Source organism: Pseudomonas sp. GM74 (genome assembly GCF_000282455.1).
GTDB lineage: Bacteria > Pseudomonadota > Gammaproteobacteria > Pseudomonadales > Pseudomonadaceae > Aquipseudomonas.
Genome location: NZ_AKJG01000120.1, coordinates 19,081 through 41,891, shown reverse-complemented (window position 1 = coordinate 41,891; position 22,811 = coordinate 19,081). Strand labels below are relative to the sequence as shown.

Here is a 22,811-nt window from a genome sequence, read left to right as displayed (position 1 = left end):
TTAGATCATCTCTTCGCCGCCCTTCCCGCCGAGAACGATTTCTCCGGCTTCGGCCATACGGCGGGCAATGGTGAGGATTTCTTTCTGCGCCGTTTCCACGTCGCTGACGCGCACCGGGCCTTTGGCCTCGAGGTCGTCGCGCAACAGTTCGGCCGCACGCTTGGACATGTTCTTGAAGATCTTCTCCTTGACGCCTTCGTCCGACCCCTTGAGGGCCAGTACCAGCACATCGGAGGACACCTCGCGCAGCAGCGCCTGGATCCCGCGGTCGTCGACATCGGCCAGGTTGTTGAACACGAACATGAGGTCTTCGATCTGACCCGACAGGTCTTCGTCGACTTCGCGGATCGAGTCCATGAGCTGGCCTTCGATCGAGCTGTCGAGGAAGTTCATGATGTCCGCCGCGCGCTTGATGCCACCCAGGGTGGTGCGCGAGGCATTCGAGTTGCCGGAGAACTGCTTCTCGAGAATCTGGTTGAGCTCTTTCAGGGCCGCTGGCTGCACGGTGTTCAGCGAGGACACCCGCAGGATGATGTCCAGTCGCACCTTATGGTCGAAGTTGCCGAGCACTTCACCGGCCTGGTCCGGGTCGAGATACGCCACCACGATCGCCTGGATCTGCGGGTGCTCATAACGGATCACGTCGGCGACGGCGCGCGGCTCCATCCACTTCAAGCTGTCGAGGCCACTGGTGTTGCCACCGAGCAGGATGCGGTCGATCAAGCCGTTGGCCTTGTCTTCGCCCAGGGCCTGGGTGAGCATTTTGCGCACATAGTCGTCGGAGCCGACGCCCAGGCTGGTCTGGTCGCCGACGATATCGACGAACTCACTCATCACCTGCTCGACCTGCTCGCGGTGCACATTACCCATCTGGGCCATGGCCACGCCCACGCGTTGAACCTCTTTGGGGCCCATGTGGCGCAGCACCTGGGCAGCATCGGTGGAGCCCAGGGACAGCAACAGGATTGCGGCTTTGTCGACCTTGGACAGTTTGGCGGCAACGGCTCGGTTATCACTCATCTGCGTTAATCCACTCTTTCACGACCTGGGCCACACGACCCGGATCTTCTGCCACCAGACTCTTGATTGCGTTCAACTGGGCGTCATAGCCTTCGCTCGGGCTCGGCAACAGGATGCTGGTCGGGCCACCGAGGCTGACGCGGTCGTTGGCCAGTTCGCCGTCCAGACCACCCATGCCACCCAACTCGACGTCGCTGCCAATGCCGACCAGCTGCTTGCCCTTGCCACCACCGGTGATGTTGTTGAGCACCGGACGCAGCACACCGAACACCAGCACCAGAATGAACAGCACGCCCAGCACTTGCTTGACGATGTCCCAGAACCACGGCTGGGAGTAGAACGGAATTTCGGCAATCACTTCACCGCGCTCGGCGGAGAACGGCATGTTGATCACGCTGACGCTGTCGCCACGGCTGGCATCGAAGCCAACCGCGTCCTGCACCAGGCGAGTGAAGCGCGCCAATTCATCGGCGCTCCATGGCGCACGGGTGGTTTCGCCGTTGGCCGGGTTGATCTTGACCTGATCATCGACCACCACCGACACCGACAGGCGATTCAACCGGCCCTGCTGCTGCCTGGTGTGGCTGATGGAGCGGTCGAGTTCGAAGTTCTTGGTCGATTGTTGACGCTTGTCCGCCGGGTACGGAGCGAGCATCGGCTGACCGGTGGCCGGGTCCATGATTTGCTGGCCATTGGCATCAACCAGCGGCTGGCCCGGCTGCACCATGCCCGCTGCACCTGGCGTGCCGCCGGTGGTCTGCGGCGCGGAGGCCGGCGCTGGCGGCTGGTTGCTCAGGGCACCCGGCACGCCTTGCGGGCCATTGCTGGCGGTACGTTGTTCGTTGACCGACTGCTCGCTGCGCAACGCCGGTTGATCCGGGTTGAATTGCTCGGAAGTCGACTCGACCGCACTGAAATCCACGTCGGCCGAGACTTCGGCCTTGTAGCGGTCGTTGCCCAGCACCGGCTGCAGGATGTTGTGCACGCGCTGGGTGAGCATGCTTTCCATGCGACGGCTGTAGTCGAACTGCTTGCCGGCCATGGTCAGCTCGGAGTTTTCCGCCTGGTCCGAGAGCAGATTGCCCTTCTGGTCGACGACGGTGATCTGCGATTTGCTGAGTTCAGGAACGCTTGTCGCCACCAGGTTGATGATGGCCACGACCTGGCCGGGTTCCAGGGAGCGACCGGAATAGAGTTCAACCAGAACCGAAGCGCTCGGCTTGCGCTCGTCGCGCACGAACACCGAACTTTTCGGGATCGCCAGGTGCACACGGGCACCCTTGACGTTGTTCAGGCTGGAGATGGTGCGGGCCAGTTCGCCTTCAAGGCCGCGACGGTAGCGGGTCGCCTCCATGAACTGGCTGGTGCCCAACCCCTGTTCCTTGTCGAGGATTTCAAAACCGATGTTGCCGTCGCTGGGAGTGACACCAGCGGCCGCGAGCTTGAGCCGCGCACGGGACAGGTCATCGGCCTTGACCAGCAAGGCACCGGAATTGGGTTCGACGGTGTACGGGATATCGGCGGAAGCCAGGGTATCCATGACCTGCTTGGCGTCCATGCCGGCAAGGCTGCCGTACAGAGGCCGGTAGTCCGGTTGCTGGGACCACAACACCACGGCAAAACCAATCGCCACGCTCGCCGCCAGGCCGACCAACAGGCCCACCTGACGCAACATGGTCATCTCGGAGAGGTTTTCCAGGAAGGACAACCCGAACAGCGGCGGCTTGCCGTCTATTGGAGTGGCCTTGGCCGGAACGTTATCGGCGACTGCTTCTGCCATGACTCAATCTCGTCCTTTAAACCGGCATCTGCATGATGTCTTGGTAGGCCTGAACCACTTTGTTGCGCACCTGGGTCAACGCCTGGAACGACACGCTGGCCTTCTGCGAGGAAATCATCACATCCGTGAGATCGACGCCGCTTTTGCCGATTTCGAACGCACTGGCCAACTGCGTGGAAGCCTGTTGGGTGTCGTTCACTTTATTGATGGCCTGACCGAACATGTCGGAAAAGCTGCTGCCCGTCATTTCAGGGACGGCAGTCGATTTCGGCGCAGACATGGCATCCATTTGCATGGCGCGCATATCCAGCATCAACCGATTGAATTCAATACCTTGGCTCATGGTCTCTCTCTTTGACGACCCGCAATTTTTTGACACTCACTCGGCGGGTCATGAGGTGTTAGCAACAAGGGTGCCAGCTCTTCCCGGACTCCGCGCAATTCTCTGTAGGAGCTGGCTTGCCAGCGAATCGATGGTGGCCGTGACGCCGCCTTCGCTGGCAAGCCAGCTCCCACAGGGATCGTGTTGCGGCATGAATGGTTGTCAAACCCACGAATCAGGTGGCGAACAGATAGGCTTCCACATCCATGCCGGCATCGCGCATCTGCGCCAGCTTGTAGCGCAGGGTTCGCGGGCTGATACCCAGGCGCTCGGCCGCCTCTTTGCGACGACCGCGCTCGCCGCGCAGGGTATCGATGATCATCTGGAATTCACGGCGACGCAGGTCATCACCCAGCGCACCGGCCGACTCGGACTCGATTTCCACAGCACGCGCCGGCGCCGCAGCCAACGCAGGCAATGGAGCGCAGGCCACCGGCCCGGCCAGGCAGAAATCCTGCGGCTGGATCAAGCCACCCTGCTGCAGAATCAGCGCACGTTGAATCGCGTTGTCCAGTTCACGCACGTTACCCGGCCACGGATAACCGATCAGGCACGCCTGGGCCTCGGGGGACAAACTGGCAGCCGAATGCTTCATTTTATTGACGTGCCTGGCCAGCAGTCGCTCGGCCAGCGGCAGTATGTCGGCGGTGCGCTCGCGCAATGGGCGCCAGGCCAGGGGAAACACCGACAGGCGATAGTAAAGATCCTCGCGGAAGCGCCCCGCCGCCACTTCCCCCGCCAGGTCGCGGTTGGTGGTGGCGACCACACGAATGTCCAATGTGATCGGTTTGCGCGCCCCAACCCTTTCGACCTCGCGCTCTTGCAGCACGCGCAGCAGTTTGGCCTGGAGCCCCAGGGGCATTTCGGAAATTTCGTCGAGCAGAATGGTGCCGCCGTCAGCCTGTTCGAACTTGCCGGCTTGCGCGGCGATGGCGCCGGTGAAGGAGCCCTTCTCGTGGCCGAACAAGGTCGCTTCGAGCATGTTGTCCGGGATCGCCGCGCAGTTGATCGCAATGAATGGCTGACTGGCACGATGAGAGTGCTGGTGGATGTATCGCGCCAGCACTTCCTTGCCCGTGCCGGACTCACCCGAGATCAACACCGTGGAATCGCTGCGTGCGACCCGCGCCGCCAACTCAAGTAGCTGCGCGCTCGCCGGCTCGAATGCCACCGGCCCTTCGCCTTCGGTCAGGCCGAGATTGCCCAGGGCATGACGCCCCACCAGATCGAGCAAAGCCTTGGGTTCGAATGGCTTGACCAGGTAATCCGCCGCCCCTTGGCGCATCGCATCGACCGCGCGCTCGACCGCACCGTGGGCGGTCATCAGCAATACCGGCAACTGCGGCTGCCGTGCTCGCAACAGGCCGAGCAACTGGTGGCCGTCCATGCCCGGCATGTTGACGTCGCTGATCACCAGGCTGAAGGCCTCGTCGCCAACGGCAAGCAACGCCTCCTCTGCCGAACCCACCGCCTTGTAATCGTGCCCCGCGAGCAACAGCGTATCGGCCAGCGCCTCGCGCAACGCGCGGTCATCTTCGACCAACAGAACCTTGATACCCATCTGTGTCACTCCGCTCCTTGAGCGCTGCTGAACAACGGCAGGATCACCTGCGCGCAAGTGCCGCGACCGAGCCGCGAACGCAACTGCAATTCTCCCTGATGAGCACGCGCCACTGCCTTGACTACGGTCAGGCCAAGACCTGTACCGGTAGTCTTGGTGGTAAAAAAGGGCTCACCCAATCGCGCCAGAACGGCAGCGTCGATACCGGAGCCACTGTCGCTGACGCACAGGCGCAGGCTGTTGCCGCGGGTGTAGAGGTGAATCTTGAGACGCAATTGACCGGCACTGGCCTGAATGGCGTTCTCGATGAGATTGAGGATCGCGCCGACCAGGGTGTCGCGATTGCACAGCAACTCCCCCGAATGACTGTCGCACTGCCAGCGGATCGGCAGATCCTGAACGTGGGTCAGCGCCGCCGCTTGCAACGATTGCATCAATTGACCGGGGGTCACGCGGTCGGTCAGCGGCAACTCGCCCCGGGCGAAAACCAGCATGTCGCGCACCTGGTGTTCCAGTTCGTGCAGGCGCTCCTTGAGGCGCCCGGCAAAGCGCTGCTGGGTAGCGACCGGCAGCTCTTGCTCGGTCAAATGACTGGCATACAGCAGCGCGGCGGACAACGGTGTACGTATCTGATGCGCCAACGAAGCGACCATGCGCCCCAACGACGACAGCCGCTCATGACGGGCCAGTTGATCCTGCAGATGGCGGGTTTCGGTCAGGTCGTTGAGCAACACCAACTGGCCCGGCTCGGCGTCCAGCGAGCGCGTGGCGATCGACAGGCGCCGACCATCCTTGAGGGAGACTTCATGACCATCGTCTTCGCGCGGCGCAAAACAGCGGGCAATGACGTGGCGCCACAATTCACCTTCCAGCGGCAACCCCAGCAACTCGCACGCCGCCGGATTGGCTTCGCGCACAATGCCCTGGGCGTCGATGACGATGACACCGCCGGGTAACAGATCGAGGAGGTTTTGCAGGCGGTTGGCCAGGCGTTCTTTTTCCGCCAGTTCCTGCATGCGCTGGGCGCTGACCACCGCCAGTTCACCCTTGAGCTCGGTGACCCGGGCTTCGAGCATGCTGTAGGAATCGGTCAACTGACTGGACATCTGATTGAACAGCGCGAATGCCTGCTCGAGGCCAAGCCGGCTCGCCTGCTCTACGGACGACGGTTGCCGCGAAGCATCCCCAAAAGCATCTGAGGCAGGAGATATCTGGGCGGATGGGGGCATGGTGCTCTCTCGCTTGGCTGACCGTCAGTGAAACGGAACGTTGCGAGGGACGTAGCAATACCCGTGCCTAAAAAAAACTGCTTATAAATGAATGAGTTGGAAAACAGGCGTCAATCATCCGCCTGTTCGTCTCCATCACGACGGCTCATGCCGTACTTGCGCATCTTTTCCACCAGCGTGGTACGACGGATGCGCAGGCGCTCGGCCGCGCGGGCCACAATGCCGTTGGCATCATCCAGCGCCTGCTGGATCAGCCCCTGTTCCAGACTACCCAGGTAGTCCTTCAGGTCCAGGCCTTCCGGCGGCAACATGGCATTGGCGGTGAAGTCCTGGGTATGGCCGTTGATGGCCACGCGTTCTTCCAGATCGCTGCGCAGGCTGTCGACCATTTGCTCGTCTTCATCGTCGACGTAGCGGAATTTCTTCGGCAACTCGACCACACCGATCACGCCGTATGGATGCATGATCGCCATGCGCTCCACCAGGTTGGCCAGCTCGCGGACGTTGCCAGGCCAGCCATGGCGGCACAGCGACATGATCGCCGCCGAGTTGAAACGGATCGAACCACGCTTCTCGTGCTCCATGCGCGAGATCAGCTCGTTCATCAGCAGCGGAATGTCTTCGACGCGCTCACGCAGCGGCGCCATCTCGATCGGGAACACATTCAGGCGGTAGTACAGGTCTTCGCGGAAGGTGCCGATCTCGATCATGCTTTCGAGATTCTTGTGGGTCGCCGCAATGATGCGCACGTCGACGCTCTGGGTCTTGTTGCTGCCCACGCGCTCGAACGTGCGCTCCTGCAACACGCGCAGCAGCTTGACCTGCATCGGCAGCGGCATGTCGCCGATTTCATCGAGGAACAGTGTGCCGCCGTTGGCCAGTTCGAATCGACCGGCACGGCTGGTGATCGCCCCGGTGAAGGCGCCCTTCTCATGGCCGAACAATTCGCTTTCCAGCAACTCGGCCGGGATCGCCCCGCAGTTGACCGGCACGAACGGCGCTTCGCGGCGCTTGGAATGGTAGTGCAGGTTGCGCGCAACCACTTCCTTACCGGTGCCGGACTCACCGAGAATCAGCACGCTGGCATCGGTGTCGGCGACTTGCTGCATCATCTGGCGGACGTGTTGGATCGCCCGGCTGGTGCCGACAAGACTGCGGAAAAGATTGGGTTCGCGATGACGACCGCGCTCGCGGGCCTGGTCGTACATCTCGCGATAGACCTGGGCACGGTGCAGCGAATCGAGCAATTTGCTGTAGCTGGGCGGCATTTCGAGGGTCGAAAGCACTCGCCGACGCTGGTCTTCCGGCAGGTCAATGGAAGAATTATCGCCCATTAACAAAACCGGAAGGAACTCATCCCATGTCGAGAGTGTCTTAAGCAAGCCCAGAAGTGCACCAGGAGCATTAACCGTCCCGATGAGGACACAGATCACTTCACGACTTGACGACAAAGAGCCGACAGCCTGCTGCCAGTCATGGCTACCGCAGGGTAAATTTTCTTCGCCGAGAAAATTTAAAATCACCGCCAGGTCGCGGCGGCGGACGCTATCGTCATCAATCAGCAGAATTTTGGTTTCACGCCACATGCAATAGCAACTTCCCTAGTCAACTTAATGCCCAAAATGCTGGGGCAAGCTAAACGCTTGCAGGCTTGATATGCCTGAAGACGACTGAAATCTGGAACCAGCCACTAGTTAAGTCAAAAAACCGTGCACAGTCAAATTTATGGCGCACTTGTTTGGATTAACCGGGGATTAATTAACCAAACAGATGGTAAACCTTTGCCGCGTTTTGTGCTTGGGTGATCTGCGACATCTCATCGACTATCGCCTGCCTCTCTCCCGTTGCCGCCTCAAGCAGCTGCTTGTAGACCCCCAGCAACTCTTCAAGATTATCGCGCAACGCCGCCTCGTCCACCGAAGGTTCACTCAAGACGTCTTCCATGCAGGAACGGCAAGCCTGGTCCAACTCCCCGATGGCTTCCCAGTTACGCTCGGCCAGAGCGCCAACAAGACCTTCCCGGGTTTGTTCGATTCGCTGCAATACAAGACTCATGGTGATCTCCTTAAAACTGAGGACCTGGCGTGCCGATGGCATCCCAGCCGTCCTTGACCGTGCTCAGCAGGTCAGCGACTTCATCGAGGATCTTTGGATCGGTATTGACGTTGGCTTGCGCCAGACGCTTCATCATGTACGCGTAGAGACTGTCCAGCTCGCCCACCGACTCAGCCTTGTTATCCAGATCCAGACCTTCACGCAGACCACCGATAATGCCGATAGCCTTGCTGATGAACACACCCTTGTTCGGGATGTCTTTGCGTTCGATCGCGCCTTTGGCCTGGGCAATTCGATCCAGGCCTCCCTCCATCAGCATTTGCACCAGACGATGAGGGCTGGCTTCGGAAGTCTGGGCCTGAGCGCCAATCTTCTGATATTGGCGAAGGGCTAACATTGGGTTCATGTTGTACCTCATCTGAAATCTTTGGTTCGTATAACCAGCATATCGACGACGCGTCAAAAAACTTTAGATGCAAATGCAAAAAGCCCGGAACGCCAAAAACGTCGCCGGGCTTTTGGCGTCTACAGCGCTATCAGCTGTTCTTCTGCTGCGCCGAGATTGCTTCGAACATCGAAGTAATGTTGCTGGCAGTGGCCTTCAGCTTTCCGACCAGAGTGTCCATGTCGTTGTACTTTTTGGTCAATACGGCAGTCAGCGTTGCAACCCGACGATCCAGAGCTAACTGCTGGTTGGACAGATTGGTCTTGGCCTTGGCCAGGTTGGTCGAGCGCGCATCCAGGATGCCGTCCTTGCCGGTAACGGTATAAGGCGTGATGGCATCGTTCATACGATCCAGCAAGCCTTTGGAGGCAGCACCGGTCGCTGTCGGGTCGCCCAGGAACAGCTTCTGGACCTCACCACCGAGCTGCTGCGTACCCATCGCGGCTGTGAACTTGGCACTGTCGAAATCCAGCGCACCGGTCTTCTGGTTGGTGGTAATACCCAACTGCGACAGAACCGTGAGTTTGTCACCTGCCCCCGTAGTGGTCAGCGGCTCACGAATCGACGCCAGAATACCGCGCGTCAGAGGATCGCCGGTCAACGCTGCCGCAACGGTCGGCTTGCCGTCGGCATCCAGAGTTGGCTTGGTCAAGGAATTCACGCTGGTCACGACCTGGTTGTAAGCGTCTACGAACGTCTGAATGGATTTTTTCAAGCCATCGTTGTTCGGACCAACTGTTACCGTTGAGGTTGCGTTACCACCGGCGACCAGATTAAGGGTCAAGCCGGAGATCGCCTTATCGACCGTGTTGCTCTTGCTGGTCAGCGCGAGACCATCCACGCTGAAGTTCGCATCCATCGCGAACTCGCCGATGGCACCGGCCGAGGTCGCCGTCGGCGGTGTGTCCATTTTCTGGCCAGCTGTGATTTCCAGGCCTGCAATACCGCTGAGGGTGATATCGGAACCGGCACCGGTCGTCGTCGACCCCATCACCAGACGCGAACCGTACTGGTCGGTCACGATGTTGGCGCTGAAGCCGTTGGCGCCCTGCTGGGTGTTGATCGCATCACGCACCGATTGCAACGTTGCGCCCGCCGGAATGGTCACGGGACGGCTGACGCCATTTTGCGTGATATTCAGCGTACCTTCAGGAATAGAGCTGGTGGCGCCGCCAACAAAAGCGGCAGTCGCCACTTTGGAGGAGGTCGCAAGGTTGGTGACCTTGATCGAATACGTACCGTTGACGGCCGTATTGCTGGCTACCGCTGTCAGCACTTTCGGATCGGCGGACGTCGCAGTGAAACCCAGGAATTGCGGGTTTTTGGTATCGCCCAGATTCTTGATCGCAGTCTGAAAGTTCGCCAGGACACTTTTGAGGCTACCAATCGCGGAGATCTGCGAAGTGTTGATAGTCGTCTGACGAGTGATCTGATTCTGCTTGGCGGCCTTATCTGCATCCACCAATGCTTTGACGATGGCGGTGGTATCGAGGCCGGAGCCTAAACCCAGACCCGGTAGAATTGGACTTGCCATGTGGAGCTCCCTTCAGTGTGTCGCCGGCCTTTTGACCACTACAACGCCCAAAAGAACATAGCAACAAAATTCGTGCCAGCTGTCAGGCTTTTGCGCTGAACAACAGGCTGCTTGCATCATTCAAACTGTTTGCCAGTTTCAGGACTTCTTCGTTGGGGATCTGGCGGATCACCTCACCGGAGTCGCCGGCAATCACTTTGACCACTACCTTGCCTGAAGGCTCATCAATCGAAAACTCCAGGTTACGCTTGACCGACTGTACGAACTTTTCGATTTCCTCAACGGCCATCTTCAGTTTTTCCTGTTCGGTTTTTGCGCTTTTACTTTCTTCCTTGACGGCTACCACTTGCGTAGTTTCCGCTCGAGGCTTCTGCGCAGGCTTGTCGGCAACAGTCGTCGCCTGCTGTGCCGCAGGATAAGACAAGTTCAGCTTGACGCTCATATCCATGTCCATCACCTCTCAAAGTGAAAAAGCGAGAGAGCACGCAAGCGCACTCCCCCGCCAAAACTCATCAGCTATTACTGAAGCAGTTTCAGTACAGCGGATGGCAGTTGGTTGGCCTGAGCCAGAACTGCGGTGGAAGCTTGTTGCAGAGTTTGTTGCTTGGTCAGCTGTGCAGTTTCAGCAGCGAAGTCGGTATCCTGTACGCGGCTCAGTGCAGCGCTGGCGTTTTCGTTGATGTTCTGCAGGTTGGAGATGGTGGTCGAGAAACGGTTCTGAGCAGCACCCAGGTCAGCGCGAGTGGCGTTGATGTTTGCCAGGGCAGCATCGATTGCCGAGATCGAAGCGTCAACGTTGGTGTGGTTGGTGGCGTTGTCCACACCAGAGATGACCAAACCGGTCATGCCCAGGGCGCTGGCGTCGAAGCTGGTCGACAGGGTCAGAGTGATCTGGTTGTCGGAAGTTGTGTTCGAACCTACCTGGAACTCCATCGCACCAGCAGTACCGTCGATCAGAGCCTTACCGTTCAGGTTGGTCGATTGAGCGATACGGGTCAGTTCAGCGACGGACTGTTGGAATTCTTTGTCCAGAGCGGTACGGTCAGCGGTACCGTTCGAGTCGTTGCGCGATTGCAGCGAGATTTCACGCATACGTTGCAGAATGTTGCTCGACTCTTGCAGAGCGCCTTCAGCGGTCTGAGCGATCGAAACACCGTCGTTGGCGTTTTTGATAGCCATGGTCTGACCACGGATTTGCGAAGTCATGCGGGTAGCGATCTGCAGGCCAGCGGCGTCGTCTTTAGCGCTGTTGATTTTCAGGCCGGAGGACAGACGGGACATCGAGGTCGACAGTGCGTCGGACGCACGGTTCAGGTTCTTCTGAACACCCAGGGAAGTAGTGTTGGTGTTTACTGTTAAAGCCATGACGAATTCCTCGTTGGTTGGGTACTACGGCTTCCGGCCCTGGCAACCGCCCGGTATGGCCTAGAGAACCTTCGTAATAGTTATCGTCGCCAACGCAGGTTGCTTTAGCAGAATTTCGAATTTTTTTGCCATCAGCTGGCCACCTCCCCGTAAATCAAGGTCTTGGCTGCTGCCCAACAGCGAATAAATGGCGTCAGGAATTCGCCACTCACTCAAAACAATGCCCTCCTGTCAGCCGCAACAGAGCAAAATTGTTCAAATGGACAGATTGTCAGTCACCACCTGTACCAGCTCGTATTCCAGATAGTCGGCCAACGCCAGCCAATTCTGGGTTTCCTGGCATTGCAGCATCTGAGCAAGCAACTGCAACCACTGCTGCTGACTTTGCTGCGATGCCTTGTCGAATGACGGCTGTATATCAGTCACAAGATCGATCATCACGCCCCCGGCCTCCACGTCCCGCCCCAGGCGAAACAGGACAGCGCACTCGCGCGCCCTGACAACAAACGAATCGCTCACGCTCATACCGTCCACTCCGGATCAAACGCTGTTCCGGCAATCATCGCTCCTGCCCGGCTGGTGTTATGGAAACGCACCTGCGGATGCCTGGCGATGTAGCGCTCCAGTTCGCACAGATAACTGCGAAAGTTGAGCTGGGTCTTGATTCGCTGTCCATGGCCATCGAGCACCCAGTGTTTGGCTGCGACCAGTTGCGGCCCCAGATCACCGTCGCCCCACCCGGCATGGGTCTTGTCGCCAGGAAAAGCAAAGTCGGCGCCGAACAGAGTGATCTGCGCCGCACCCATTTTCACCGCCAGATCCACCGCCGGATGAATCACACTGCCACCGACATACAGTTCACCGCGAGGCAATTGATGGCGAATCGCCTGATAGATCGGACTGGCCGAGTAAGCGGCGTAGCGCACTCCTTGCCAGTCCTTGAGCACCTGCGGATCGACCATGGGCATATAGACCAGCGCTATTGAAGCAGTGTCCGTCGGCGGCAGATGCCGGGCCGAAATGCGCTGATCGATGGTGACCACAAAGTCTGGACGAATGCCGTGTTCCAGCAACGGGCGATACGCCGTATCGACACAAATGAACAACGGCCGCTCGGCTTGCTCGCGAATGGCTCGCAGGCGCTCGAAGTGCAGCTCCAGACTCGGCCCCGTGGCAATCACGAAAACATCGCGCCCAGTCTGCGAACCGAACAGCTCAGCCACATCGCCATCACCCTGCAGCAGCGTCTTGCCGGCTTGCAAGCGCTCGACGACTTCCGGTGATTGCGGGTCGAACTCGCGATTATTGAAGCTCAGGTGGGTTTCGCTGATCAGCCGGTCACGGATCCTGGCGTTGTAGTCGTCGGCCAATACCAACTCCGAGGGCAACGCGAAAAACGGCAGGCAGATTTCCGCAAGATCGCCGGCGTAATGCAATTCGATGCGCGGATCTTTGAGCCACGGCTGTTGATCGAGCAACTGCAGAACCAACGCAAACACCGCACCGTTGAGCAGATGCACGTGCAATTGCTTGAGCTGCGGACGCTGCAACAGTTCCAGTTGCAGATCGCCCAGCCCGGTGCCGTAGACGTGCAGCACCAGACTGTTGCGTGCCAGGCTCGCCGCCTGGATTTGCGCCTCGCGCGTCCGGTCATGGCGGCTGGTCAGTTGAATGCCGTTGATGCTCAACGTCGAACCCAGCCCTTCCACCAGATCCGCCTGCAGCGATGACGGATCTTCCGCCAACAGACGGGCAGCCACCAGAGGCCAGCGACGCTGGATAACGTCGACATTCGATTGAAAAAACTCGCTCATGGCGCCTCGTGAAAATTCGGGCAAAAAAATAGCGCTCAAGGTTACACCTTGAGCGCTTTTTTGTGCCGCGATTTACCGATAAAGAGCTTGCTCAGGGACGATAGATGATCGCCGACCCCCAGGACAAACCTACGCCAAAACCGCTGATCGCAATGCGCTTCCAGTCAGAATCGAGCACGTGTTTTTCCAGCAGCAGCGGAACACTCGACGAAACGGTATTTCCCGTCTCGACCATGTCCTTGATGAACTTCTCCGGCTCGCCTTCGAAGCGCCGCGCCACGGCATCGACTATCGCCGCACTGCCCTGGTGAATGCAGAACGCATCGATGTCATCGGCCTTGAGGCCTGAGTCGTTGAGCAATTCGTGCAAGTGTGCCGGTACTTTGAGCAGCGCAAAGTTGAACACCTGACGGCCGTTCATGAAGAACACGCCATCGGTGACTTTCAGGTGCGGTGCGCCAGAACCGTCGGTGCCGAACTTGGCCTTGCCCAGCGCCCAGGACGGATCCTCACCCATCCAGGTCGCGGTAGCGGCATCACCGAAGAGCATGGTGGTGTTGCGATCTTCCGGGTCGACGATCTTCGAATAGGGGTCAGCGGTGATCAACAGGCCGTTCTTCAGACCAGCGGCTTCCATGAAGCCCTTGATCGCGTAGATGCCGTATACATAACCGGAGCAGCCCAGGGAAATATCGAACGCAGCGACATTGGTCGACAGACCGAGTTTGTCCTGCACGATCGCCGCGGTGTGCGGCAGGCCTTCTTCGTCACCGTTCTGGGTGACGACGATCAGTGCGTCGATCGATTCACGTTTCAGATCAGGGTTGCCGGCAAACAGCGCATTGGCCGCTTCCACGCACAAATCGGAGGTTTCCTGTTCAGCGCCTTTGCGCGGCAGGAATGCCGAACCGATCTTGCCGAGGATGAATTCTTCATCCTTCTCGAATTTTGCACCTTGTGCGTAATTGTCCACGCCGGCTACAGGAACGTAGCTCGCAATGCTTTTTATGCCAATCATTACGGCTTCCCAATAAAAAACAGCCCAAGACCACCGCTCGCAAGGATTCGAGGGGCGCCGACAAACAGAAAATGGCCGCCACAACGGACAGCCACGGGGAGCGCAAAGGGCTATCACTGGATCCGATAAAGGGCCAGGCGCCACCTCCCCGATCAATACAATACAGTGAAGATGCGCGTTATGACTCGCAGGTCACGCTATTTTGCCGAATCGGTTGCATATCGGGTCATTCAACCAATGACCAGTCCAGCGGCGTGCCGCGCTTGATCGGGGCCCGAGCGCGGCGACCGAGTAGCGCATCGGTATGCTTGGGCGGCAAACCGAGACCCGGACGAATGGCGCGCAGATTGTCCCCGGTAAACAGCTCACCGGCGGCCATGTCAGCGGTGACGTACAGTGAACGGCGATACACCAGCGACTTGCGCTCGGCCTCGGTGGGGCCGTATTGCACCTGACCCATGGCCTGCCAGGCGCGTTCGGTCTCGAGCACCAGACTGGCCATTTCCTCAGGTTCCAGCGAGAAACTGGCATCCACCCCGCCGGCCGCGCGGTCGAGGGTGAAGTGTTTTTCCACCACGGTCGCGCCGAGCGCCACAGCGGCGACAGACACGCCAACGCCCATGGAGTGGTCGGACAGTCCCACTTCACAACCGAACAATTGGCGCAGATGCGGGATCGTGCGCACGTTGCTGTTGAGCGGGGTCGCTGGATAAGTACTGGTGCACTTGAGCAGCACCAGATCCTTGCAACCGGCCTCGCGGGCCGCGCGCACGGTTTCGTCAAGCTCGGCGATGCTGGCCATGCCGGTGGAGATGATCAGCGGCTTGCCGGTGGCGGCCACACGTCGGATCAACGGCAAATCCGTATTTTCGAAACTGGCGATCTTGTAGGCCGGCACATCGAGGCTTTCGAGGAAATCCACCGCCGTGTCATCGAACGGCGTCGAGAACGCCAGTATCCCCAACTCCTTGGCCCGGGCGAAAATCGGCGCATGCCATTCCCACGGCGTATGGGCCTTTTCATACAAATCGTAGAGCGAGGTGCCCGCCCACAGACTGCCCGGATCCTTGATGAAGAACTCCCCCTCGGCAATATCCAGAGTCATGGTCCCGGCTGTATAGGTTTGCAGTTTCAAGGCATGCGCGCCGGCCCTGGCCGCCGCTTCGACGATTTGCAGGGCAATGTCCAGCGACTGGTTATGGTTGCCGCTCATCTCGGCAATGATGAACGGCGGCGCGTCGGCACCGATCAGGCGGTCGCCGATCTTGAAACTAGGCATGGGGATGTTCCTTCAAAACACGGGTGAACGCGCAGGCACTTTGAGTGAACCCGGCGTCTCGAAAAACATTCAATGAGGGGTGATTGGCGGGCAGCACCTGGGCCGTAATGGCCGTCAATTGCGGCCAGTATTCGCTGACGAACGATTCGCCGCGAGCCAGCAACGCCCTGCCCCAGCCGAGCCCGAAACGCCCCTCGAACAGATAAATCGACACTTCGGCCTCGAGCCCGCGCAAGTCATAACGCAAGACCCCCACCGGCCCATCATCGGCCTCGGCAATCAACAGCAGACGCTGCGGGTTGCGCAAACTTGCGTTCAACCAGTTCAGGTGTTGCGCCCAGTCGATCACGCCTTGATTTTTCGACCAGCGCCGCACTGCCTTGGCATTGCGCCCTTCGAACAACAACTGAGCATCTTGCGTAGTCGCCACGCGCAGGTTGAGCACCGCACCGGCCAGCGCTACCGCGACGCGAAGCGCACCGCCACCATCGACCAGTCGCCGCGAACGATCGGCGAGGCTTTGACGCAAATAAAAATTCCCGGCGACAAAGCCGATGGCCTGGCGCAATTGCTCGACACTGACCTGCTCGCGAGCGCCCAGGAACACATGCGCCCCCGCTGCCGCCATCACTTCGCCATTGGCCTGCTGGTTGTTCGACACGGCGATACAAATCGTCGGCAGGCCCATGGCCGCGCGCTCCCAACTGGTACCGCCACCCGCGCCGATAAACAGATCGGCCGCGCTCATGCGCTGATAAAAATCGCTGACAAAACTGTGCAGATGCCAGTTCGGCCGAGTCTCGGCCAGCGCCTGCATCTGCGCCCATGCCGGGTTATCGGCGCCGGCGACAAAGTCCACTTCCAGCGCTGCAAAATCGGCCAGCGCCAACATGGCGTGATGGGTCTGCATCGCCGCGTCGAAACCACCGAAGTTCACCAGCACCCGCTGCGCCCTGGGTTTGATCGCAATGGCCGGGCAACTGAACTCTTCTCGCAACATGGCGTAGCGCGGGCCGAGCAGCGTGCGGCAACCTTCAGGCAGCAGTGGTGGGTAATTCTCGGTCAGGCCCGACAAGTTCTGATTGAGCAGCAGATCGACGCTGTAGCGCCGAGTCCCCAGATCATCCACCGCGGCAATCCGTGGTGCCCAGCGCCGGGCTGCCGTTTGCCAGTGATGATCGAGGCCATAGTGGTCGACGATGATCCAGTCGAACCCGGCGTGACCATCAAGCAATTGGGCTAGCGCATCAATGTCGGCCCGCCAAGGCAGCATCGCTTCGATGGTCTGCTGCGGGTCTTCATCGACATAGCGCTCGGGCAGCGCGAACGTCTCGAAACCTTCGACCTGCAAGGCGTCGAGCCGATGTCCCGGCAAGCGCCGACAGGCAAACGCCACATGACTGCCCTGCTTGCGCAGCACCCGCGCCAAACTCAGGCAACGAGCGATGTGGCCGCTGCCGATGGTCGGCGAGGCGTCGGCACGGATCAGCACTCTCATGAAAGCTCTCCGCCCGCCTTGAGCGCGGCGTACAGATACTCGGCGCGCGTCCAGTCTTCTGGCGTGTCGATGTCCTGTACCAGATGCCGCGGCACGATCACCGGCAGACTGGCCGGTGAGAACAACACCTCGCCGCGCAACCAGGCCTCGCTGCGCCCCCAGTAGAACTGGCCGGCATCCTGAAATGCTTCAGGCAGATCCTGTGAGCGGGTATTACGAAATTCCGGATACAACGCCGTCAGCGCGCCCTGCCCGTCGAGGGTCAACGCACGCTGGATCGGGAAACCGAAACTGCTGACGGAGAAGGCAAAGGATTTGTCCCCACGCCGCTCCAGCAAATCAAAACCCTGACGCAAATACCGCGCCTGCAACAGCGGCGCGGTGGCGTACACGCAACAGGCGTAATCGAAGCCCGGCAACTGCTGCAAGGCGTGGACGATCACAGCAGCGGTACCGGTGAAATCATCGGCCAGATCGGCCGGCCGCAGGAACGGCACGTCGGCGCCATGAGCTCGCGCTACCTGGGCAATCTCTTCGTCGTCGGTGCTGACAACCACGCGCTCGAACAATCCCGATTCCAGCGCCGTGCGAATCGAACGGACGATCATCGGCACGCCGTCGAACGGCTTCAGGTTCTTGCGCGCAATGCGCTTGCTGCCACCACGGGCGGGGATGATCGCAACGCAGCTCACCTTGTCCTACTCCTCAAGAACCAGCCGTCGCAATTGCTCGACCACGTAGTCCTGTTGCTCATCAGTCAGCAGTGGAAACAGCGGCAGGCTGATCGCTTCTGCGTAATAACGTTCGGCCTCGGGAAAGTCTCCCTCGGTAAAACCCAGGTCTTGATAGTAAGGCTGCAAGTGCACCGGAATATAGTGCAGATTCACCCCGACCCCGGCCGCGCGCAAGCCTTCGAACACCTGACGATGGCTGAGGTTGATGCGCTCGCTCTGCAAACGCACCACGTACAAATGCCAGGCGGATTCGGCTTCGGACTGTGCGCTCGGCAATGTCACTGGCAGGCAGGCCAGCAAGCGCTCATAGCGCGCCGCCAGCTCACGTCGACGGACGACAAACTCATCCAGCTTGCCAAGCTGCGACAGCCCGAGCGCGGCTTGCAAATCGGTGATCCGGTAATTGAAGCCCAACTCCACCTGCTGGTAATACCACGGGCCGTGGCTGGGCTCGCTCATCTGTTGCCGATCGCGGGTCATGCCGTGGCTGCGCAAGCGCTGCAAGCGCTCGGCCAGCTCCGCGCGATTGGTCAGCACCATGCCGCCCTCGGCACTGGTGATGATCTTCACCGGATGAAAACTGAACACGGTCATCGCCGCGAATTCACCACAGCCCACAGGACGACCGGCGTATGAGGCGCCGACCGCATGCGAAGCATCTTCGATGACGGTGAAGTCGTAGCGCTCGGCCAGTTCGCCGATCCGGCGCATGTCGCAGCTTTGCCCAGAGAACGCCACCGCCACCAATACCTTCGGCAACGTACCGTCGCGCTCGGCCCGCTCCAGCTTCTTGGCCAGCGCGAACGTATCGAGGTTCCAGGTCAGCGGATCGATATCGACAAAATCAACCTCGGCGCCGCAATAACGACCGCAGTTGGCCGAGGCCAGAAAAGTGTTCGGCGTCGTCCACAAGCGATCACCCGCGCCAAGCCCGGCCGCAAGACAGGCAATGTGCAGCGCCGCCGTGGCGTTGCACACCGCTACCGCGTAATCCGCCTGGCAACGTTCGGCCATTGCCTGTTCGAAACGCTCGATGGCCGGCCCTTGGGTCAGCCAGTCGGATTTCAGCACGTCGACCACAGCGTCGATATCGGCCTGATCGAGACTCTGCCGACCGTAAGGGATCATTTCGACAGCTTCGCGTGCAGGTCGGCAATCTGCCCGACCGAGAGGAAGTGCGGGTTGGTGTCGGAACGGTATTCGAACTCCTCCCCCACCGGCTGACCGCGCTCGCCCGATTTGTCGACAGCGAAATCGACGTCGACGCTGGTGAAGCGGATCGACGGCTGGATGGTGTAGTGATCGGCAAACTCCAGGGTCATCCGCGCATCGTCCAGCGGCACCATCAGCTCGTGCAGTTTCTCGCCCGGACGAATCCCGACGTGCTTGTGCGGCAGATGCTCGGCCATGCCGCGCGCCAGATCGACAATGCGGATCGACGGGATCTTCGGCACGAATACTTCACCACCGTGCATGCGTGCAAAGCTGTCGAGAACAAACTGCACACCATGGTCGAGGGTGATCCAGAAGCGCGTCATGCGCTCATCGGTGATCGGCAACTCCTCGGCACCATCGGCAATCAGTTTGCTGAAGAACGGCACCACCGACCCCCGCGAACCGGCCACGTTGCCATAGCGCACCACGGCAAAACGGGTCTGCTGTTCGCCGGCAATGTTGTTGGCGGCCACGAACAGTTTGTCCGACAGCAGCTTGGTTGCGCCGTACAGGTTGATCGGGCTGGCCGCCTTGTCGGTCGACAGCGCCACCACTTTCTTCACGCCATTGTCGATGGCGGCGGCAATGATGTTTTCCGCGCCATTGACGTTGGTGCGAATACACTCGGTCGGGTTGTATTCCGCCGCCGGCACTTGCTTGAGTGCAGCTGCGTGCACCACATAATCGATGCCGCGCATCGCCTGACGCAAACGGTCGGCGTCGCGCACGTCTCCGAGGAAATAACGCATGCACGGCGCATTGAACGTCTGCTGCATTTCGTATTGCTTGAGTTCATCGCGCGAGAACACCACCACGCGCTTGGGCTGATATTGCTCCAGCAAGCGGCGAATGAAGTTGCGACCGAACGAGCCGGTGCCGCCGGAGATGAAAATCGATTGACCGTTGAACATGTCTTGAGTCCTGTTTCCTGATCGTCAGGCTTAGGCGAGCAACTGTGCCCAGTCGATACTGGAGGCCTGGCCGAGGGTGAAGCCCTTGCCGGTCAGGGAAAGGTTCTGGTTGTAGGCTACGTCTTGGGCAAAGTGCGCTTGCCACTTGTCTTGCAGTGCGGCAACGGCCTGCGCATCGTTCGGCAACGTACCGGTGTGGACGATCTGCACCTGCGGCGTCCATACGGTCAACAGCCCGGCATCGGCGGCTTTCAGGCACAGGTCGACGTCGGCGAACGCCTCATCGAAGTGTTCCTGATCCAGTCCACCCAAGGCCTCGAAAATCTCCTTGCGCACCATCAGGCAAGCGCCGGAGACCGCCGAACAATTCTGCTCGACCAGCAACCGGTGCATGTAACCCGTTGCGTCTTTTTTCTCGCCGAGGAACGGTGAAGCCAAACCATCACCAAGGCCCAGGATGAATCCGGCACAGGTCACAGAACCTTCACGATCCACCAGTTTGGCGCCGACCACGCCGACTTCCGGGCGCTGAGCCTGGTTCAGCAAGGTTTCGATCCAACTGGCGTTGAGCACTTCGGCGTCCGCCGCCAGCAGCACCAGATACTCGCCTTGAGCCTGAGCGGCAGCTTGATTGACCAAAGCCGAAGCGCTCAGGCGCTGCTCATTTCTGATCAGACGAATACGCCCACGCCCGTTTTGCTCGAGGCTTTCCAGCCAGGCCAGCAGTTCGCTCGACTGGCTGTGGTTATCGGCAATGATGATCTCGTTGTTCTGATAACGAGTGCGTTGCAACACACTCACCAGGCAACGCTGCAGGTGTTCCTGATTGTCATCGCTGCAGACGATGATCGACACTTTCGGTCGGTCGGCGTGGCGGTAATCGACGCGCAAGCCACCGAATGCCTCGGCACTCACTTGCGCCTGATAACCGCGGGTTGCCAGATGCCGCACGAGGGCCTGACGTTGATGCTCGCTCGGCGCCGGCGCCACGGCCTGGGTGATCAGCAACGGCTCGGCCAGATGCGCCAGGCCAGCCAGGCCCCCGGCTTCGATCAGGCGCAACAGCAGGTCGAACTCCAGCGCATCGCTGTACTCGCGGGCAAAGCCACCGGCCTCGACCATGACTTCGCGGCGAATCAGCCAATGCCGGGCCGTCAGCGACGGCATGCTTTGCAGCAGATCGAGGTTGAACGCCGAGCGGAACATGTCGCTCAACGTGCCGTCAGTGCGACGATGGATCTCATCCATGGCCACTGCACGGCAACCTTCAGCGTTCTGCAACTCAAGGCCGGCACGCAGGAAACCGCTGCGGGTGAACTCGTCACCGGCCTCGGCCAGCAGCAACCAATCGGCGTTCGAGCGCCGGGCGATCTGGTTCAGCTTGTCGACGTAGTTAGCGGTGCTGACTTTGACGAAATGCACGGTGCTCTGTTCGGTCGTGACAGCCGGCAGATCCCCCGTCGTGAAGACCACCACCTTGAACGCGCGCAAAGCGCTTTCCATCAGGCTGTCGAAGGTGACCTGAAGCTTGTCCATGTCAGCTTCAAGATCCAGCAACAGAATGCCGAACTGCGGCCCACCCCCGACAGTCGCCAGTTGCTGATTGATCTTGCCGATGGCGGTCTCGTTCGGCTGACGTGCCTGCAACCAGTTCATCAACTGACCGGAACGCGTGCTGTCGAGCATTTGACGGCTGTCGTACGTCGGCACGCTGTCCAGCCGCGCCATCCAGTCTGCGAGTACTTGCGCATCACCGTTCTGGCCCAGATCCAGCAGTTGTCGATGCATTTTCTGCACAACACGACGGTTGAATGGCCCCAACTGCACGGCTTCCAGCAAGCGATTATGGATAGTCTCGGGCGTGTCATTGGAATAGGTGCTCAGCAGCGTGTGCTGCTTGAGCAATGCACCTTCCATTTCTTCCCGCTGCAAGCGCCCGGCGGGCATCGCATGCAGGAGGAATTCAAACTCGGTCAACTGATCGAAAAACGCCTGATTGTAGAACGGCATTTCGACGTATTGCCGGGGGCCGAAGACTCGTTTCGGGCCCGTGGTCGGGTCTTTCCACCAGGACTCGAAGATCGGCTCGATCGTCAGTGCATTGCGCGTGGCGAGGCTGTCCGCCAGCGCCTGGAAACTCTGCAGGGCAAAGGCTGCGGTTTGCTCCGCGTTCGGCTCATTTATTTCGGTTGGCAACGTGGCAAGGAACCCGGCAAAGCGCTCACGCTCGGCGACGGAACGGGCATCCTGGAAACGGAGGACGTGAATGATCTCGGTGTTGTGATCCGAGCGGCCATAGTTGACCTCCCGCACCACATACGGAATCGGCAGAATCCGCGCCTTGGCCCGTGCCAGCACGTAATACACATGGCCGATTTCCTGCCACTCGAAAATCGTGCCTTGCGGCATCGCCGCATACCAGTCCTGCAACAACGCGGTGCGATGCACTGCATAGAACGGCGGTATGTACTGCCCCATGTAGTCGAGAATACGATCCTGCGCACGCTCGGCGCTGTAGTCCTCTTGCACCTTCTTGTCACGGCGATAGTACTGCACGAAGTTGGCGTGCGTGAGGTACATCAGGCAATAGCCATGGCACATGCCGTAATCGGGGTTGGCTTCCAGAAAATTGACCGAGTCGGTCAATGCACCGTGCAGCATGAAATCGTCGTCAGCGGCCAGCACCATGTAGGGCGTAGTAACCTGGCTGACCCCATAGGCAAGCTTTTGCTGAAACCCCAGATAGGTGTAATCAGGCAAATGGCGATAATCGACCGAAGGAAAATCGCCCGCGATGCTGTCATCGCCCTGCACCGATGAATCCAGCACCAGGACCTTGGCGGAGTAACTGCTGTAGTACTGCAACGCGCGTCGCAGGAACGCCTTGCGGTTGTGGGTGATCAGCACCACCGTGAACAATTCGTCCAGCGGTGTCACGTTGGTTTGCGTACTGCTTTGAACCTGCATTTTC

General features: G+C 59.6%; 20 protein-coding genes. All 20 read right to left on the bottom strand.

Annotation, left to right across the window (positions count from 1 at the left end):
• Entirely contained in the window at positions 1 to 1,020 is a 1,020-nt protein-coding gene (gene fliG, locus PMI34_RS05290; RefSeq protein WP_007983391.1) for a flagellar motor switch protein FliG, read from the bottom strand.
• Positions 1,013 to 2,800, bottom strand: coding sequence for a flagellar basal-body MS-ring/collar protein FliF (gene fliF / locus PMI34_RS05295; RefSeq protein WP_008052869.1), 1,788 nt, complete (start codon positions 2,798 to 2,800; stop codon positions 1,013 to 1,015). Before fliF ends, fliG begins: the two co-directional genes overlap by 8 nt.
• 16 nt (positions 2,801 to 2,816) lie before the next feature.
• Positions 2,817 to 3,143 carry a flagellar hook-basal body complex protein FliE gene (gene fliE, locus PMI34_RS05300; RefSeq protein ID WP_008052868.1) on the bottom strand — a complete coding sequence of 109 codons (327 nt, stop codon included), beginning with the start codon at positions 3,141 to 3,143 and terminating at the stop codon, positions 2,817 to 2,819.
• A gap of 214 nt (positions 3,144 to 3,357) precedes the next feature.
• Positions 3,358 to 4,743 (bottom strand): sigma-54-dependent response regulator transcription factor FleR, encoded by a 1,386-nt coding sequence (gene fleR / locus PMI34_RS05305; RefSeq protein ID WP_008052867.1) that lies wholly within the window; start codon positions 4,741 to 4,743, stop codon positions 3,358 to 3,360.
• 5 nt (positions 4,744 to 4,748) lie between these two features.
• Positions 4,749 to 5,954, bottom strand: a complete 1,206-nt coding sequence (locus PMI34_RS05310; RefSeq protein ID WP_162130369.1) for a sensor histidine kinase — start codon at positions 5,952 to 5,954, stop codon at positions 4,749 to 4,751.
• A gap of 128 nt (positions 5,955 to 6,082) precedes the next feature.
• A complete protein-coding gene (locus tag PMI34_RS05315; RefSeq protein ID WP_008052865.1) occupies positions 6,083 to 7,558 on the bottom strand; it encodes a sigma-54 dependent transcriptional regulator in 1,476 nt (491 codons plus the stop codon).
• 172 nt (positions 7,559 to 7,730) lie between these two features.
• Positions 7,731 to 8,027, bottom strand: a complete 297-nt coding sequence (gene fliT, locus PMI34_RS05320) for a flagellar protein FliT (RefSeq protein ID WP_008052864.1) — start codon at positions 8,025 to 8,027, stop codon at positions 7,731 to 7,733.
• A 10-nt stretch (positions 8,028 to 8,037) separates the two neighbouring features.
• Positions 8,038 to 8,433, bottom strand: coding sequence for a flagellar export chaperone FliS (gene fliS / locus PMI34_RS05325; RefSeq protein ID WP_008052862.1), 396 nt, complete (start codon positions 8,431 to 8,433; stop codon positions 8,038 to 8,040).
• 130 nt (positions 8,434 to 8,563) lie between these two features.
• Positions 8,564 to 10,006, bottom strand: a complete 1,443-nt coding sequence (gene fliD, locus PMI34_RS05330) for a flagellar filament capping protein FliD (protein ID WP_008052861.1) — start codon at positions 10,004 to 10,006, stop codon at positions 8,564 to 8,566.
• Between the two features lie 82 nt (positions 10,007 to 10,088).
• Positions 10,089 to 10,454 carry a flagellar protein FlaG gene (locus PMI34_RS05335; RefSeq protein WP_008052860.1) on the bottom strand — a complete coding sequence of 122 codons (366 nt, stop codon included), beginning with the start codon at positions 10,452 to 10,454 and terminating at the stop codon, positions 10,089 to 10,091.
• 71 nt (positions 10,455 to 10,525) lie between these two features.
• Positions 10,526 to 11,371 (bottom strand): flagellin domain-containing protein, encoded by an 846-nt coding sequence (locus PMI34_RS05340; protein ID WP_008052859.1) that lies wholly within the window; start codon positions 11,369 to 11,371, stop codon positions 10,526 to 10,528.
• A gap of 255 nt (positions 11,372 to 11,626) precedes the next feature.
• Positions 11,627 to 11,896 (bottom strand): hypothetical protein, encoded by a 270-nt coding sequence (locus PMI34_RS05345; RefSeq protein WP_008052858.1) that lies wholly within the window; start codon positions 11,894 to 11,896, stop codon positions 11,627 to 11,629.
• Positions 11,893 to 13,185: a motility associated factor glycosyltransferase family protein gene (locus tag PMI34_RS05350; RefSeq protein WP_008052856.1), complete on the bottom strand. Its 1,293-nt coding sequence runs from the start codon at positions 13,183 to 13,185 to the stop codon at positions 11,893 to 11,895. The genes PMI34_RS05345 and PMI34_RS05350 overlap by 4 nt, the downstream gene beginning before the upstream one ends.
• 91 nt (positions 13,186 to 13,276) lie before the next feature.
• Complete coding sequence (locus tag PMI34_RS05355; protein WP_008052855.1) at positions 13,277 to 14,203, bottom strand: ketoacyl-ACP synthase III; 927 nt, start codon at positions 14,201 to 14,203, stop codon at positions 13,277 to 13,279.
• Between the two features lie 226 nt (positions 14,204 to 14,429).
• Positions 14,430 to 15,482: a pseudaminic acid synthase gene (gene pseI / locus PMI34_RS05360; protein WP_008052854.1), complete on the bottom strand. Its 1,053-nt coding sequence runs from the start codon at positions 15,480 to 15,482 to the stop codon at positions 14,430 to 14,432.
• Entirely contained in the window at positions 15,475 to 16,980 is a 1,506-nt protein-coding gene (pseG, locus tag PMI34_RS05365) for a UDP-2,4-diacetamido-2,4,6-trideoxy-beta-L-altropyranose hydrolase (protein WP_008052853.1), read from the bottom strand. The genes pseI and pseG overlap by 8 nt, the downstream gene beginning before the upstream one ends.
• Positions 16,977 to 17,672 (bottom strand): pseudaminic acid cytidylyltransferase, encoded by a 696-nt coding sequence (gene pseF / locus PMI34_RS05370; protein WP_008052852.1) that lies wholly within the window; start codon positions 17,670 to 17,672, stop codon positions 16,977 to 16,979. The genes pseG and pseF overlap by 4 nt, the downstream gene beginning before the upstream one ends.
• A 6-nt stretch (positions 17,673 to 17,678) precedes the next feature.
• A complete protein-coding gene (gene pseC, locus PMI34_RS05375; RefSeq protein WP_008052851.1) occupies positions 17,679 to 18,842 on the bottom strand; it encodes a UDP-4-amino-4,6-dideoxy-N-acetyl-beta-L-altrosamine transaminase in 1,164 nt (387 codons plus the stop codon).
• Entirely contained in the window at positions 18,839 to 19,840 is a 1,002-nt protein-coding gene (gene pseB / locus PMI34_RS05380; protein WP_008052850.1) for a UDP-N-acetylglucosamine 4,6-dehydratase (inverting), read from the bottom strand. The genes pseC and pseB overlap by 4 nt, the downstream gene beginning before the upstream one ends.
• Positions 19,841 to 19,870: 30 nt before the next feature.
• Positions 19,871 to 22,807: a TIGR00180 family glycosyltransferase gene (locus tag PMI34_RS05385; RefSeq protein WP_008052849.1), complete on the bottom strand. Its 2,937-nt coding sequence runs from the start codon at positions 22,805 to 22,807 to the stop codon at positions 19,871 to 19,873.
• Positions 22,808 to 22,811: the final 4 nt, after the last annotated feature.

Coding starts and splice junctions, on each gene's coding strand:
- pseB (WP_008052850.1), bottom strand. CDS start 19,840: ATGTTCAACGGTCAATCGATTTTCATCTCCGGCGGCACCGGCTCGTTC.
- fliT (WP_008052864.1), bottom strand. CDS start 8,027: ATGAGTCTTGTATTGCAGCGAATCGAACAAACCCGGGAAGGTCTTGTT.
- PMI34_RS05315 (WP_008052865.1), bottom strand. CDS start 7,558: ATGTGGCGTGAAACCAAAATTCTGCTGATTGATGACGATAGCGTCCGC.
- fleR (WP_008052867.1), bottom strand. CDS start 4,743: ATGGGTATCAAGGTTCTGTTGGTCGAAGATGACCGCGCGTTGCGCGAG.
- PMI34_RS05350 (WP_008052856.1), bottom strand. CDS start 13,185: ATGAGCGAGTTTTTTCAATCGAATGTCGACGTTATCCAGCGTCGCTGG.
- pseG (WP_008052853.1), bottom strand. CDS start 16,980: ATGAGAGTGCTGATCCGTGCCGACGCCTCGCCGACCATCGGCAGCGGC.
- fliE (WP_008052868.1), bottom strand. CDS start 3,143: ATGAGCCAAGGTATTGAATTCAATCGGTTGATGCTGGATATGCGCGCC.
- PMI34_RS05385 (WP_008052849.1), bottom strand. CDS start 22,807: ATGCAGGTTCAAAGCAGTACGCAAACCAACGTGACACCGCTGGACGAA.
- PMI34_RS05355 (WP_008052855.1), bottom strand. CDS start 14,203: ATGATTGGCATAAAAAGCATTGCGAGCTACGTTCCTGTAGCCGGCGTG.
- fliG (WP_007983391.1), bottom strand. CDS start 1,020: ATGAGTGATAACCGAGCCGTTGCCGCCAAACTGTCCAAGGTCGACAAA.
- PMI34_RS05340 (WP_008052859.1), bottom strand. CDS start 11,371: ATGGCTTTAACAGTAAACACCAACACTACTTCCCTGGGTGTTCAGAAG.
- fliD (WP_008052861.1), bottom strand. CDS start 10,006: ATGGCAAGTCCAATTCTACCGGGTCTGGGTTTAGGCTCCGGCCTCGAT.
- pseI (WP_008052854.1), bottom strand. CDS start 15,482: ATGCCTAGTTTCAAGATCGGCGACCGCCTGATCGGTGCCGACGCGCCG.
- PMI34_RS05345 (WP_008052858.1), bottom strand. CDS start 11,896: ATGAGCGTGAGCGATTCGTTTGTTGTCAGGGCGCGCGAGTGCGCTGTC.
- PMI34_RS05335 (WP_008052860.1), bottom strand. CDS start 10,454: ATGGATATGAGCGTCAAGCTGAACTTGTCTTATCCTGCGGCACAGCAG.
- fliS (WP_008052862.1), bottom strand. CDS start 8,433: ATGAACCCAATGTTAGCCCTTCGCCAATATCAGAAGATTGGCGCTCAG.
- pseC (WP_008052851.1), bottom strand. CDS start 18,842: ATGATCCCTTACGGTCGGCAGAGTCTCGATCAGGCCGATATCGACGCT.
- fliF (WP_008052869.1), bottom strand. CDS start 2,800: ATGGCAGAAGCAGTCGCCGATAACGTTCCGGCCAAGGCCACTCCAATA.